At 69.0% G+C, this 13144-nt stretch carries 12 protein-coding genes; 8 read left to right on the top strand and 4 right to left on the bottom strand.

Annotated elements, in window-relative coordinates; all coding sequences use genetic code 11:
• Positions 1-185: 185 nt before the first annotated feature.
• Positions 186-1268, bottom strand: coding sequence for a peptide chain release factor 1 (gene prfA, locus AC07UK_RS20135; protein WP_013958133.1), 1083 nt, complete (start codon positions 1266-1268; stop codon positions 186-188).
• Between the two features lie 98 nt (positions 1269-1366).
• The gene (hemA, locus tag AC07UK_RS20130) at positions 1367-2671 is read right to left on the bottom strand and encodes a glutamyl-tRNA reductase (protein ID WP_010809882.1); all 1305 of its coding nucleotides are present in this window, start codon (positions 2669-2671) and stop codon (positions 1367-1369) included.
• A 146-nt stretch (positions 2672-2817) separates the two neighbouring features.
• Between hemA and AC07UK_RS20125 the strand changes: the two genes are divergently transcribed.
• Positions 2818-3063 (top strand): hypothetical protein, encoded by a 246-nt coding sequence (locus tag AC07UK_RS20125; protein WP_494687814.1) that lies wholly within the window; start codon positions 2818-2820, stop codon positions 3061-3063.
• 49 nt (positions 3064-3112) lie between these two features.
• On the opposite strand, the gene AC07UK_RS20120 is transcribed toward AC07UK_RS20125, so the two are convergent.
• On the bottom strand, positions 3113-3913 hold the full coding sequence (locus tag AC07UK_RS20120; RefSeq protein WP_436222743.1) for a 5'-methylthioadenosine/adenosylhomocysteine nucleosidase: 801 nt from the start codon (positions 3911-3913) through the stop codon (positions 3113-3115).
• A 161-nt stretch (positions 3914-4074) separates the two neighbouring features.
• On the opposite strand from AC07UK_RS20120, the gene AC07UK_RS20115 reads away from it, so the two are divergent.
• From AC07UK_RS20115 to AC07UK_RS20105, 3 genes are read left to right on the top strand one after another with little or no spacing between them, the layout of a single operon-like run.
• On the top strand, positions 4075-5100 hold the full coding sequence (locus AC07UK_RS20115) for a DUF2157 domain-containing protein (RefSeq protein WP_494687815.1): 1026 nt from the start codon (positions 4075-4077) through the stop codon (positions 5098-5100).
• A complete protein-coding gene (locus AC07UK_RS20110; protein WP_436222741.1) occupies positions 5097-6212 on the top strand; it encodes a DUF4401 domain-containing protein in 1116 nt (371 codons plus the stop codon). The genes AC07UK_RS20115 and AC07UK_RS20110 overlap by 4 nt, the downstream gene beginning before the upstream one ends.
• Entirely contained in the window at positions 6209-6712 is a 504-nt protein-coding gene (locus AC07UK_RS20105; protein ID WP_436222740.1) for a GDYXXLXY domain-containing protein, read from the top strand. Before AC07UK_RS20110 ends, AC07UK_RS20105 begins: the two co-directional genes overlap by 4 nt.
• A gap of 73 nt (positions 6713-6785) precedes the next feature.
• Here AC07UK_RS20105 and ychF read toward each other — a convergent pair whose 3' ends face one another.
• A complete protein-coding gene (gene ychF, locus AC07UK_RS20100) occupies positions 6786-7877 on the bottom strand; it encodes a redox-regulated ATPase YchF (protein ID WP_436222739.1) in 1092 nt (363 codons plus the stop codon).
• 112 nt (positions 7878-7989) lie between these two features.
• On the opposite strand from ychF, the gene AC07UK_RS20095 reads away from it, so the two are divergent.
• The 4 genes from AC07UK_RS20095 to AC07UK_RS20080 all read left to right on the top strand — a co-directional run bounded on the left by AC07UK_RS20095 (position 7990) and on the right by AC07UK_RS20080 (position 13103).
• Positions 7990-9285 carry a UbiH/UbiF family hydroxylase gene (locus tag AC07UK_RS20095; RefSeq protein ID WP_494687816.1) on the top strand — a complete coding sequence of 432 codons (1296 nt, stop codon included), beginning with the start codon at positions 7990-7992 and terminating at the stop codon, positions 9283-9285.
• Positions 9286-9336: 51 nt separating this feature from the next.
• Entirely contained in the window at positions 9337-10095 is a 759-nt protein-coding gene (locus tag AC07UK_RS20090; RefSeq protein WP_436222737.1) for a DsbC family protein, read from the top strand.
• 112 nt (positions 10096-10207) lie between these two features.
• Positions 10208-11212: an acrylyl-CoA reductase (NADPH) gene (gene acuI / locus AC07UK_RS20085; RefSeq protein WP_436222736.1), complete on the top strand. Its 1005-nt coding sequence runs from the start codon at positions 10208-10210 to the stop codon at positions 11210-11212.
• A 76-nt stretch (positions 11213-11288) separates the two neighbouring features.
• Positions 11289-13103 (top strand): M61 family metallopeptidase, encoded by a 1815-nt coding sequence (locus AC07UK_RS20080; protein WP_436222735.1) that lies wholly within the window; start codon positions 11289-11291, stop codon positions 13101-13103.
• Positions 13104-13144 lie beyond the last annotated feature (41 nt).

The raw sequence follows: 13144 nt of genomic DNA, 5'->3' as shown, positions 1-13144 counted from the left end.
GTCCTAGGTATGTTCTCGGGAGAGACTACGCCGGCACCATTCTCCGTTTGCCGGTCGAAATCGATTATAGACAGCCGCCTAACCCCTACCAGTGCTGTTTCAAGCATTTACAAGAAATACAAAGATATCGGCGACTTTACGCGGTGTTCGTGGCGGAAGCCTTTTGCGGATGGGTTTAGTGGCGCTTACGCACCTTCGCCAAGCGCTGCCAGCTGATCAGCCTGATGCTCGGAGGCCAGCGCCGACAGCAGTTCATCCATGTCGCCGTCCATGATCATGTCGATCTTGTACAGCGTCAGGTTGATGCGGTGGTCGGTCACCCGCCCCTGCGGGAAGTTGTAGGTGCGGATGCGGTCGCTGCGGTCGCCCGAGCCGATCAGGTTGCGCCGCGTGCTGGCCTCCTTGGCCTGGGCGGCGCGCGTCTGCATGTCCTTGATGCGGGCCGCCAGCACCTTCATCGCCTTGTCCTTGTTGCGGTGCTGGCTGCGGTCGTCCTGGCACTCGACCACGATGCCGGTCGGCAGGTGGGTCAGGCGCACCGCGGAATCGGTCTTGTTGACGTGCTGGCCGCCCGCGCCCGAGGCGCGGAAGGTGTCGATGCGCAGGTCGGCCGGGTTGATCTCGACCTCGCCCACTTCATCGGCTTCGGGCATCACCGCGACCGTGCAGGCCGAGGTATGGATGCGCCCCTGCGCCTCGGTCGCCGGCACGCGCTGCACGCGGTGGCCGCCGGATTCGAATTTCAGCCTGGAAAACGCTGCATCGCCGGCGATGCGCACGATCACTTCCTTGTAGCCGCCCAGGTCTGATTCCGACTCGCTCATCACTTCGACCTGCCAGCGCTGGCGTTCGGCATAGCGCGTGTACATGCGCAGCAGGTCGCCGGCGAACAGCGCGCTTTCCTCGCCGCCGGTGCCGGCGCGGATTTCCAGCAGCAGGTTGCGGTCGTCGTTGGGATCCTTGGGCAGCAGCAGGCGCTGCAGGCTCGCTTCCAGGGCTTCCAGCCGTGCGCGCGCGCTGGCGATCTCGTCGGCGGCAAAGTCCTTCATCTCCGGATCGTCCAGCAGCGCCTGCGCGGTGGCCAGGTCGTCCTGCGCCTGGCGGTACTGGCCGTATTGCTCGGCCACCGGCGACAACTCGGCATGTTCGCGGCTGAGCTTGCGGTACTGGTCGATCTTGGCGGTCGCGTCTTCGCGCGCGAGCAGGGCGTTGACTTCATCGAGTCGCTCGGCCAGTTGGTCGAGCTTGGCAAGCATGCTGGCTTTCATCGGATGCGGGGGAAAGAGGTGGGCCAGGGGCCGGGGCTACCCGTAGACGGGCGGCGGCGTGCCGGCGCGGCAGGGCGCGCGGCGCAAGGGCAGAGCGGCTAGCGCTCGGAGTGGCTGCTGTGGCGGAACAGGCCCGGCACCAGGCGCAGCAGCGCCTCGCGGTCTTCGCCCTGGGTATGGTTCAGCGCGTGGGTGGGGCCGTGCAGGAACTTGCGGGTCAGCGCGCCGGAGAGGGCCTCCAACACGGCTTCAGGGTCGTCGCCGCGTGCCAGCATGCGGCGCGCGCGTTCCAGTTCAGCCTGGCGGATGGCTTCGCCGCTGGTCTGCAGTTCGCGGATGACCGGCACCACGCTGCGGGTTTCCAGCCAGTGCATGAAGTTCTGCACCCGGCTTTCGATGATGGCTTCGGCCTGCGCGACCGCGGCCTGGCGCATCGCATTGCCTTCACGCACGATCGCGCCGAGATCGTCGACGGTGTACAGGAAGACGTCGTCCAGGCGCGCGACTTCGGGCTCCACGTCGCGCGGCACGGCCAGGTCGACCATCATGATGGGGCGGTGCTTGCGGCGCTTGACCGCGCGCTCCACCGCGCCCAGGCCGATGATCGGCAGCGAGCTGGCGGTGCAGGACACCACGATATCGAACTCATGCAGGCGCTCGCCCAGGTCGGTCAGGCGGATCGCGTTGGCGGTCAGGCCCTGGCCGGAGAGCTGCTCGGCCAGTTTCTCGCCGCGCTCGACGGTGCGGTTGGCCACCACGATCTGGCGCGGCTGCTGCGCGGCGAAGTGCGTGGCGCACAGTTCGATCATCTCGCCCGCGCCGATAAACAGCACGCGCTGGGTCGAAACGCTTTCAAAGATCCGCTGCGCCAGCCGCACCGCGGCCGCGGCCATCGACACCGAATGCGCGCCGATCTCGGTCTGGCCGCGCACTTCCTTGGCCACCGCGAAGGTGCGCTGGAACAGCTGGTTCAGGTACGTGCCCAGCGAGCCGGCTTCGCCGGCGGTGCGCACGGCGTCCTTGAGCTGGCCCAGGATCTGGGTCTCGCCCAGCACCATCGAATCCAGGCCGCTGGCCACGCGGAAGGCATGGCGCACGGCTTCGGACTGCGGCAGCGCGTACAGGTGTGGGGCCAGTTCGCCGGCCGGCACGTTGTGATGCTGCGACAGCCAGCGCAGGGTGTGCTCGAAACCATCCGTGCCCGGCGTCAGGACGTCGGTCGCGCAGTAGATCTCGGTGCGGTTGCAGGTGGACAGGATGGCGGCTTCGGTGCCGCTGCGCCCCGACAGGTGGGAGCGCAGCGCACCCAGCGCGGGCTTGATCTGCTCAAGCGGAAACGCCACCCGCTCGCGCAGCGAGACGGGTGCCGTTGTGTGATTGATGCCGATCGCGAGCAGTTGCATTTGTAGGGGACAGGTACGGTCCGGCGCGTGGCCGGACCGGATGCCATTATACCGCCGGGATCGCTAATTGCAGGCGCGGGGCCGGATTGCAGTATCGTTACGCCGCAGCCCTTGTGGCTGTGATGCTAACAACACAGGAGAAGCGGATGCTGGGTACCTTGATCGTGGGTTTGCTGGTGGGGCTGGCAGCACGCCGGCTGCATCCGGCAGGGCGCGTGGTGACCCTGCCGGCCGCGCTGGTGCTGGGTGCGGCGGGTGCGGGGGGCGCTTTCTACTGCGGCCGGGCCTTGCACCTGTTTATCGACGGGCAGCTCAGCAGTTGGCTGGCGGTGATCGCCGGCTCGGCGCTGCTGGTCGGGGCCTGGGGCGCGGTGCGGCCGCGCGGGCGGTAAGAACAGAACTGATCGCGGCGGCGGGAATCCGCTCGCCGATTGATCGCGATCAGAAGCGGACCGGCGTTTGGGCAGTGTCGGCCTTGGCTCTTCCCGCCAGCAGGCGGCGCAGCACGCCGCTGGAATAGTGACTGGCCACATCCTTCAGGAATGCCGCGAAGTCCACATGGGCGCTATCGTCGGCCCGGTCCGAAATGGTCCGCATCACGGCATACGGCACGCCGTATTCGTGGCAGACCTGCGCCACCGCGGCGCCTTCCATTTCCACCGCCAGCAATCCGGGCAGCCGCTCACGCAACTCCGTCACCGCCGCCGGTGAGCCGATGAACTGGTCGCCGCTGGCGATCATTCCGTGGTGCAGCGCCGGCGCGGCCACGCCGAATCGTTCCAGCACCTCGCGTGGCACCTCGGCAGGCAGATCCAGCTGCAGAAATTCGCGCGCGGCGGCTTCCAGCTCGGCGGTCAGCGCCGGGTCGGCCGGGAACTCGGCACGGTCCAGCAGCGGCACTTCATGGCGGCCGAAGAACGGACGTGCGTCGAGGTCATGCTGGATGGTGCGGTCGGCGATGACGATGTCGCCGACATTGGTGCCGGCGCCGATGCCCCCGGCCAGCCCGGTGAAGACGATCTGCGTCGCGCCGAACTCGCGGATCAGCGTGACGGTGGTCGCCGACGCCGCCACCTTGCCCATGCGCGCCAGCACCAGCACGCACGGCTGCCCGAACAGCTGGCCGGCATAGTAGTCGCGCATGCCGATCGTGCGCACCGTGGCGCGGCTGTCGTCATGGCGCATGGCGGCCACCAGGCCATCGACTTCATCATGGATGGCGGCAAGGATTCCGAGAGTCATGGAACGGGCGAAGGACGAGAAAACCACAGCATACCGGCCCGCGCCGGCCGGGCATAGATTAGAGCGCGACCGCACCGCACCCTCCCACGGAACAGGTGCGGCCCCCGCGCCGCTTTGCTAAAGTCCCCGTCATCTCAGCACGCAAGGGCTAGTGTACTTACATGCAAGGCACACCCACCGTAGCCAACGGCGAACGGCGCGCCATCCGCCGGGCACTGGCCGACTGGCGCGCACTGGGGCGCCTGGACGCGGCTGGCGTCCCTGCGCCGTGGGGGCGCACCGAACCCGTCGCCACCGACTGGCGCCGCTGGCTGGACATGGCGCTGATGGCGCTGGGCACCGCGCTGCTGTGCGCGGGCGTGATCGTGTTCTTCGCCTTCAACTGGCAGGACCTCCACAAGTTTTCCAAGTTCGGCCTGCTGGCCGGCGCGCTCACGCTGCTTGCCGCTATTGCCTGGCTGCGCCCGGCTGGCGATACCGCGGGCCGGGCCGCGCTGGGCGGCGCGCAGGTCGTCGCCGGCGTGCTGCTCGCGGTGATCGGGCAGACCTACCAGACCGGCGCCGACGCCTGGCAGCTGTTTGCGCTGTGGGCGTTGCTGGCGGTGCCCTGGGCGCTGGCGGCGCGCGCCGCACCGCACTGGTGGCTGGTGATCGTGGTCGGCAACGTGGCGTTGCTGCGCTATTTCAGCATCCGCTTCGGTGTCGAAGGCGTGTTCGCGCTGCTGTTCGATACGCGTCATATGCGCACCGCCACGCTGGCGCTGCTGGGCGCAGTGGTGCTGCAACTGGTGCTGTGGCAGCTGCTGTGCGCCCGGGCGCCCGCGCTGGGCCTCCGCGGGCAGACCGGCAGCCGCATGCTGGCCGCGCTGGCCTGTGTACACGCCGGCTCGCTCGGGCTGGCCAGCCTGCTGGACAGCCACTTCGACGGCGCCGCATTCGCGCTGGCGGTAGTGGTTCTGGCCGCCCTGGTCTGGTGGTTCCGCCAGCGCGCCTTCGACATCGTGGTGCTGAGCCTGGCCTGCCTGACCGGCATCGTGCTGGCGGTGGCCGCGATCGCCAAGGTGCTGTTCGAGGGCAAGGACGATTTCGGCGCCTTCCTGCTGCTCGGGCTGGTGACCATCGGCCTTGCCGCCGGCGCGGCCGCCTGGCTGATGCGTGCCTGGCGCGGCCAACTGGAGCAGGCATGACGACCGAACTGCAGACCGAGCAACGGCTCTGGCAGGACCTCGCCGCACGCGGCGAGGTCCAAGGCGAGCGGCCCGACCACACCCACACCCCCTGGGCCGTGCGCTGCCTGATGGGCGCGGCGGGCTGGCTCGGGGCCTTGTTCTTCCAGCTCTTCCTGGTCGGCACGGTTTTCGTCGCCGCGCGCGAGAACGGCATCGCCATGGCGGTGACCGGCCTGGCCATGATCGCGCTGGCCGCGCTGCTGTACTGGCGTGGCGGCGGCATTGCCGCGGGGCAATTCGCGCTGGCCGTGAGCCTGAGCGGGCAGGGCATGGCCGTGTTCGGGCTGGCCGAGGCCCTGGGCTTCACGCGCGTCACCGAGAGCGCAGGCTTCTGGGCCGGACTGGCACTGTTCGAGGCAGCGCTCGCCTTGCTGGTCCCCAACCGGCTGCACCGGCTGCTGTGCGCGGTGGGCGCATGGATCGGGCTGGCAGGCGCCGTGCATCTCGTCCTGGCCGGCAGCGAGCCGAAGGACTGGCTGTTGCTGACGTGGTCCCTCGGCTGGCTGGTGCCGCTTGGCTGCTTGCTGGTGACGGGTTTCGCGCTGGCCGAAGCACGCCTGTGCGCGGCCGGCCGCCACACGCTGCTGGAACCGCTGGCCGACGCGACGCTGCTGTTCACGCTGGCCGTCGCACTGGTCGTCACCGGCATGAGCCATCCGCTGGCCTGGCTGGGCGGTCCGGAAGCCGGACGCATCCCGCTGGCGCACTGGGTCGCTGGCGGGCTGGCCACGCTCGTGCTGGCCGGCTTCGCGCTCGCCGAATGCCGCCGGCTGGCACTCAGCCCCGCCATGCAGGGCGCCGTCCTTGCCGGCGTGGTGGCCTTCGGCGCGCTGATGGCGGCCGCGCCCGCAGTCGTGGCAGGGGTTCTCGCGCTCGGCCTGGCGCTGCGCCGCGCGTCGATGCCGTGGCTGGGCCTGGGCATCGCCAGCATCGCTATCGGCTTTATCTGGTACTACAGCGCGCTGCACTGGACCCTGCTGGCCAAGTCCGCCACGCTTGCCGCGGCCGGCGTGCTGCTGCTGGCAGGCCGCTACTGGCTGCTGGGCCGCACCAAGATGGAGGCCGCATGAAACGCTGGATCCTGATCGCCTGGGCCCTGACGCTGGCACTGGCCGCCGCCGGCATCGCCGGCAAGGAGCGCCTGCTGGCGCGCGGTGAGACGGTCTACCTCAAGCTCGCCCCGGTCGACCCGCGCTCGCTGATGCAGGGCGACTACATGGCGCTGAACTTCGAGATCGGCAACATGATCCGCGCCGCTCAGACGCGGAAGCAGGACGAACGGCCTCCCCGCGATGGCGTGGCGGTGATCCGCCGTGACGAACAGGGCGTGGCCAGCTTCGTACGCGTGCACGGTGGCGAGCCGCTGGCAGCAGGGGAGCAGCTGCTGCGCTACCAGGTCGCCCGCTCGCGCTGGGGCGGCATGCAGGTGCAGGTGTCGACCGATGCGTATTTCTTCCAGGAGGGGCAGGGCGAGCGGTTCGCGCAGGCGCAGTATGGGGAATTCCGCGTGGGGGCGGACGGGCAGGCGTTGCTGGTGGGGTTGCGGGGGAAGGGGATGGAGAAGTTGTGAGGCGAAAGCGATATCGCCCGGCCCAAAGAAAATAGCCACCGCATGCGGTGGCTATTTCATGAGGTCTGCCGGTCTAGACGTTAAACAGAAAGTTCATCACATCCCCATCCTTCACCACATACTCCTTCCCTTCCGCCCGCATCTTGCCGGCTTCCTTCGCGCCGGTCTCACCCTTGAAGCTGATGAAATCTTCATAGGAGATGGTCTGCGCGCGGATAAAGCCGCGTTCGAAGTCGGTGTGGATCACGCCGGCTGCCTTGGGGGCGGTGTCGCCGACGTGGATGGTCCAGGCGCGCACTTCCTTGACGCCGGCGGTGAAGTAGGTCTGCAGGCCAAGCAGCTTGAAGCCGGCGCGGATCACACGGTCCAGGCCGGGTTCTTCCATGCCCAGGTCGGCCAGGAATTCGGCCTTGTCGGCGTCGTCCAGGTCGGCGATCTCGGCTTCGATGGCGGCGCAGACGGACACCACGGGGGAATCGGTCAGCTTGGCGTGCTCGCGCACGGCGTCCAGGTGCGGGTTGTTCTCGAAGCCGTCTTCACGCACGTTGGCGACGTACATGGTCGGCTTGGCGGTGATCAGGCAGAACGGGCGGATGGCTTCCCACTCTTCGGGCGCCAGGTCCAGGGTGCGCACGGCCTTGGCCTGGTCCAGCACGGCTTGCGCCTTTTCCAGCACGGCGACCAGGCGCAGGGCTTCCTTGTCGCCGGCGCGGGCCGGCTTGATATAGCGGGCCAGGGCCTTCTCGACGGTGGCCAGGTCGGCCAGCGCGAGTTCGGTGTTGATCACTTCGATGTCCGACAGCGGGTCCACCTTGCCGGCCACGTGGATCACGTTGTCGTCCTCGAAGCAGCGCACCACGTGGGTGATGGCGTCACATTCGCGGATATTGGCCAGGAACTGGTTGCCCAGGCCTTCACCCTTGGAGGCGCCCGCCACCAGGCCGGCGATATCGACGAACTCGACCACGGCCGGCAGAACGCGCTCCGGCTTGACGATCTCCGCCAGCTTGGCGAGCCTCGGATCCGGCACTTCGACCACGCCCACATTGGGTTCGATGGTGCAGAACGGGTAGTTTTCGGCGGCGATGCCGGCCTTGGTCAGGGCATTGAACAGCGTGGACTTGCCGACGTTGGGCAGGCCGACGATGCCGCATTGGAGGCTCATGGTAGAAGGCGGGAAATTGCAAAACCCGTATTCTAGCGGATGGGGGCCTCGCCATCGGCCGGGTTGAGCCGGCGTGGGGCAAGGCCAGGAGTGACGTGGCTATAATCCAGCCATGACCCGATCCCACGCGTCCGCGCGCTCGTCTGCGCGCAACTCCTCCGCTTTCCAGGTTGCTGTCGTCGGCGGCGGCATCGTCGGCAAGTCCTGCGCACTGCTGCTGGCCCAGCAGGGCATGGACGTGGCGCTGGTCGCGCCCAGGCCGCCCCGCGCCAGCGGCCGCGCGCCGGCCGGGCCGGATGACTGGGACAGCCGCATCTATGCCTTCTCGGCCAGCTCGCACGCGCTGCTGGATCGCATGCGCGTCTGGGAAGCGCTGGACCCGGCGCGGATCCAGCCGGTGCGTGACATGCGCGTGTTCGGCGATGTCAGCGCCGCCGAGACTTCGCCCAGCCTGGACGGGGACCTGCATTTCTCGGCCTACGCGGCCGCGGTGCCGCAGCTGGCGTGGATCATCGAATCCAGCCACGTCGAGCGCGCGCTCGACACGGCGCTGGGCTTTCAGCATCAAGTGACCTGGCACGACGCCACGGCGAGCGCGTTCGAGCGCGACCTGGACGGTGTCACGCTGACCCTGGGCAATGGCGAGAAGCTGCGCACGGCCTGCGTGGTCGGCGCCGACGGCGCGCGCTCCTGGCTGCGCCAGCAATGCCATATCGGCGTCAGCACGCGCAAGTACCGCCAGCTGGGCGTGGTCGCCAATTTCGCCTGTGAGCGGTCGCACCACGAAACCGCGTGGCAGTGGTTCCTGGGCGCGCCCGAAAAGCTGATGGCCGACGAGGAACCCGCCAACGGCGAAGTGCTGGCGATACTGCCGCTGCCGGACAACCATGTGTCGATGGTCTGGTCCGCCGACGAGGCCCACGCCCACGAACTGCTGGCGCTGTCGCCCGAGGCCCTGGCCGCCACGGTGATGCAGGGCGCCAGCGGCGCGATCGGCGCGCAGTTCGGCGCGCTGCGCTGCGTGACCCCGGCGCAGGGCTTCCCGCTGGTGCTGCAGCGTGCCGACCACTTCGTGCAGCCGCACGTAGCGCTGGTGGGCGACGCCGCCCACGTGGTGCATCCGCTGGCCGGCCAGGGCATGAACCTGGGCCTGCGCGACGTGGCGGAACTTGGCCGCGTGATGGCCGACAAAGAACCTTTCCGCAGCGAGGGCGACCTGCGCCTGCTGCGCCGTTACGAGCGCGCCCGCGCCACCGACCTGTTGTCGCTGACCGCGGCCACCGACGGCCTGCACCGGCTGTTCTCGCTGCCGGGCGGCGTGGCGCGCGTGGTGCGCAACACCGGCATGCGCGCGGTCGGCGGACAGTCCTTGCTCAAGCGCTTCCTGATCGCGCGCGCGCTCGGCTGACCGCGGCCGCACCCACGTGCTGATCCCTTTACCGAATACTCTGGAGCCCACATGTTCTCATTCCTGCGCCGCCGCCCCGCCATCAGCGCCGCGATCACCGCCATCGTTGGCGGGCTGGCCGCGGCGGGTTTTGCGCTGCATGCCATGGCTGCGGGCGAGCCCGGCACCGACCGCATCAAGGAGTCGCTGCAGAAAGTGCTGGGCGGCCGCGCCGAAGTGAAGAGCGTGAGCAAGACCCCGGTGCCGGGCCTGTTCGAGGCCAATATCGGCGGGCAGGTGGTCTACACCGACGCCTCGGGCCGCTACATCCTGAACGGCGAGATGATCGACACCCGCACCGGCGCCAACCTGACCGAAGAGCGGCTGGCCGAGATCAACCGCATCAAGTGGTCGGACCTGCCGCTGGCGCGCGCGATCAAGTGGACCAAGGGCGATGGCAGCCGCCAGGTGGCGGTGTTCTCCGACCCCAACTGCGGCTACTGCAAGCGCATCGAGCAGACCTTCCAGCAGATGGACAACATCACCGTGTACACCTTCCTGTACCCGGTGCTGTCGCCGGATTCCGAAGCCAAGGCCAAGCAGGTCTGGTGCGCGTCTGACCGCACCAAGGCCTGGCGCGACTGGATGCTCAAGCAGGTGGCGCTGAGCGGCAACGGCAGCTGCAAGACCCCGCTGGAAGAGAACCTGGCATTGGGCCACAGCCTGAACGTGACCGGCACGCCGGCGGTGTTCTTCACCGACGGCACCCGCATCCCGGGCGCGGCGGACGTCGCCACGCTGGAACGCAAGCTCGCCAGCATCAAGAAATAAGCGCGCGCCGGACCTGTCCCGGCCAGATCGACGGCCGGACTTGTCCGGCCGTTCTGCTTTCTGCCTTTCCCCTGACTTCATGCGATCGCCGGCAGGCGACAAAGGAGACACCATGACCTTCCAGGCATTGCTGCTGACCCAGGCCGACGGCGCCACGCAGGCCAGTATCGCCACGCTCGACGAGGCGCAGCTGCCCGCCGACGGCGACGTGCTGGTTGCCGTCGATTACTCCACCATCAACTTCAAGGACGGGCTTGCGATCACGGGCCGCTCGCCGGTGGTGCGCAAGTGGCCGATGGTGGCGGGCATCGACGGCGCCGGCACGGTGCTGGAATCCGCGCACCCGCGCTGGAAGGCTGGTGACAAGGTGGTGCTCAATGGCTATGGCGTGGGCGAGACGCATTGGGGCTGCCTGGCGCAGCGCGCGCGCCTGAAGGGCGACTGGCTGGTGCGCCTGCCCGACGCCTTCACCACGCGCCAGGCCATGGCGATCGGCACCGCGGGCTATACCGCGATGCTGTCGGTGCTGGCGCTGGAACGCGGCGGCGTCAACGGCCCGGTGCGCCCGGGCGACGGCGAGGTGCTGGTGACCGGCGCCTCGGGCGGGGTGGGGACGGTGGCGATCTCGCTGCTGAGCAAGCTTGGCTACAAGGTGGTGGCCTCGACCGGCAAGACCAGGGAAACGGACTTCCTGAAGGCGCTGGGCGCCGATGACGTGATCGACCGCGCCGAACTGGGCGTGCCCGGCAAGCCGCTGCAGAAAGAGCGCTGGGCCGCGGTGGTCGACTCGGTCGGCTCGCACACGCTGGTCAATGCCTGCGCCCAGGTGCGCTACGGCGGCGTGGTGACGGCGTGCGGGTTGGCGCAGGGCCTGGACTTCCCGGGGTCGGTGGCGCCGTTCATCCTGCGCGGCATCACCTTGCACGGCATCGACAGCGTAATGGCGGCGATGCCGCTGCGCGAGCAGGCCTGGCAGCGCCTAGCCAGCGACCTGGAGCCGGACCGGCTCAATGCGCTGACGCGCGAGATCGGCCTGGGCGATGCGATCGAGACGGGCCGCAAGATCATGGAAGGCGGCATGCGCGGGCGCGTGGTGGTGGATGTGAATCGCGGCTGATCGCGCACCGTCGCCCTGATGCACCACCGCGTCGGCGCTGCCTCCGTGTCCTAGCGCCGACGTTACAATCCTGCCCATGACGCCGATCCGCTACGCCATTGCCCCGCTTCAGCCTGAAGCGCACCTGTTTGCCGTCACCGTTACCGTGAGCGAGCCCGACCCCGCCGGCCAGTGTTTCTCGCTGCCGGCCTGGATCCCGGGCAGTTACATGATCCGGGACTTCGCGCGCAATATCGTGCGCATCCGCGCCGACGCGGGCGGGCGCGAGGTCAGCCTGACCAAGCTCGACAAGCAGCGCTGGCAGGCCGCGCCGGTCAGCCTGGCCGACGGCCCGCTGACGCTCAGCTACGAGGTCTACGCCTGGGACCTGTCGGTGCGCGCGGCGCACCTGGACACCACCCACGGCTTCTTCAACGGCAGCTCTGTGTTCCTGTGCGTGGACGGGCAGGCCGAGCGGCCATGCACCGTCGATATCCATGCGCCCGCCGGCGAGGCCTATCGCGGCTGGCGCGTGGCCACCGCCATGCGCGAAGCGCCGGGCCGCGCAGGCGCGAAGCGCTACGGCTTCGGCCGCTATCAGGTGGCCGACTACGATGAGCTGGTCGACCATCCGGTCGAGATGGGCACCTTCCAGCTGGCCAGCTTCCGTGCCTGCGGCGCGCAGCACGACGTGGTCTTCACCGGCCGCGTGCCGCAGCTTGACCTCGAGCGCGTGTGCCGCGACCTGAAGCGCATCTGCGAAACGCAGATCCGGCTGTTCGAACCCAAGACCGCGCAGGCGCCGTTCCTGGACAGCAACCGCCGCTACGTCTTCATGACGATGGTCACCACCGACGGCTACGGCGGCCTGGAACACCGCGCCAGCACCGCGCTGATATGCGCGCGCAATGACCTGCCGGTGCGCGGCGACAGCGATACCAGCGAGGGCTACCGCACCTTCCTCGGGCTGTGCAGCCACGAGTATTTCCACACCTGGAACGTCAAGCGCATCAAGCCGGCCGCGTTCGTGCCGTACCGGCTGGCCGAGGAAACCCATACCCCGCTGCTGTGGTTGTTCGAGGGCTTCACCAGCTACTACGACGACCTGGTGCTGGTGCGCTCGGGCTGCATTACCGACGAGCAATACGTCGAGATGCTGGCCAAGACCTGGAACGGCGTGCTGCGCGGCAGCGGCCGCACCAAGCAGAGCGTGGCGGAAAGCTCCTTCGATGCCTGGACCAAGTACTACCGCCAGGACGAGAACGCCCCCAACGCCATCGTCAGCTACTACACCAAGGGCTCGCTGGTGGCGCTGGCGCTGGACCTGACCATCCGCGACAAGACCCGCGGGCGACGCTCGCTGGACGATGTCATGCGCGCGCTGTGGCGCCGCTACGGCCGCGGCTTCTACGCGCCGGGCGCGGTGCAGCGCGGCGTGACCGAGGCCGAGGTCCATGCGCTGTTCGATGAAGTCACCGGCCTGCGCATGGGGCCGCTGCTGCGCTCGCTGACCGAAGGCACGGGTGAGCTGCCGCTGCCGGCGCTGTTCAGGACCTTCGGCGTCAAGGCCGAGGCGCAGAAGCCGGCGCGCACCGCGGCGCTGGGCATCAAGGTCAAGACCGAGGACGGCTGGGTGCGCGTCACCCAGGTGCTGGACGGCGGCGCGGCGCAGGCCGCGGGCCTGTCCGCGGGCGACCTGCTGGTGGCCCTCGACGGCCTGCGCGTGGCGCCCGGCCAGCTCGACAAGCTGCTGGCGCGCTACCGCACCGGCGACCGCATTGAGCTGCACGCCTTCCGCCGCGACGAGCTGCAGGCGCGGCCGGTGACGCTGGCGCGCGAGCCGGCCGCGCAGTTCAAGGTGAAGCTGGAGAGCGGACGGCACGCGGCGCGCTCGCGCTGGCTGGGCCAGTGAACTAGTCTTCCGCCGCCACCGCACTCCATCGCCCCCGCTGC

This window comes from Cupriavidus sp. GW821-FHT07C08 (assembly GCF_059419025.1).
Note: the sequence above shows the minus strand (reverse complement) of the source record. Positions and strands in the feature narration are given on the sequence as shown.

Excerpts from the sequence above, each read along its gene's own strand:
- prfA (WP_013958133.1), bottom strand. The coding sequence starts at position 1,268 with ATGAAAGCCAGCATGCTTGCCAAGCTCGACCAACTGGCCGAGCGACTC.
- hemA (WP_010809882.1), bottom strand. The coding sequence starts at position 2,671 with ATGCAACTGCTCGCGATCGGCATCAATCACACAACGGCACCCGTCTCG.
- AC07UK_RS20125 (WP_494687814.1), top strand. The coding sequence starts at position 2,818 with ATGCTGGGTACCTTGATCGTGGGTTTGCTGGTGGGGCTGGCAGCACGC.
- AC07UK_RS20120 (WP_436222743.1), bottom strand. The coding sequence starts at position 3,913 with ATGACTCTCGGAATCCTTGCCGCCATCCATGATGAAGTCGATGGCCTG.
- AC07UK_RS20115 (WP_494687815.1), top strand. The coding sequence starts at position 4,075 with ATGCAAGGCACACCCACCGTAGCCAACGGCGAACGGCGCGCCATCCGC.
- AC07UK_RS20110 (WP_436222741.1), top strand. The coding sequence starts at position 5,097 with ATGACGACCGAACTGCAGACCGAGCAACGGCTCTGGCAGGACCTCGCC.
- AC07UK_RS20105 (WP_436222740.1), top strand. The coding sequence starts at position 6,209 with ATGAAACGCTGGATCCTGATCGCCTGGGCCCTGACGCTGGCACTGGCC.
- ychF (WP_436222739.1), bottom strand. The coding sequence starts at position 7,877 with ATGAGCCTCCAATGCGGCATCGTCGGCCTGCCCAACGTCGGCAAGTCC.
- AC07UK_RS20095 (WP_494687816.1), top strand. The coding sequence starts at position 7,990 with ATGACCCGATCCCACGCGTCCGCGCGCTCGTCTGCGCGCAACTCCTCC.
- AC07UK_RS20090 (WP_436222737.1), top strand. The coding sequence starts at position 9,337 with ATGTTCTCATTCCTGCGCCGCCGCCCCGCCATCAGCGCCGCGATCACC.
- acuI (WP_436222736.1), top strand. The coding sequence starts at position 10,208 with ATGACCTTCCAGGCATTGCTGCTGACCCAGGCCGACGGCGCCACGCAG.
- AC07UK_RS20080 (WP_436222735.1), top strand. The coding sequence starts at position 11,289 with ATGACGCCGATCCGCTACGCCATTGCCCCGCTTCAGCCTGAAGCGCAC.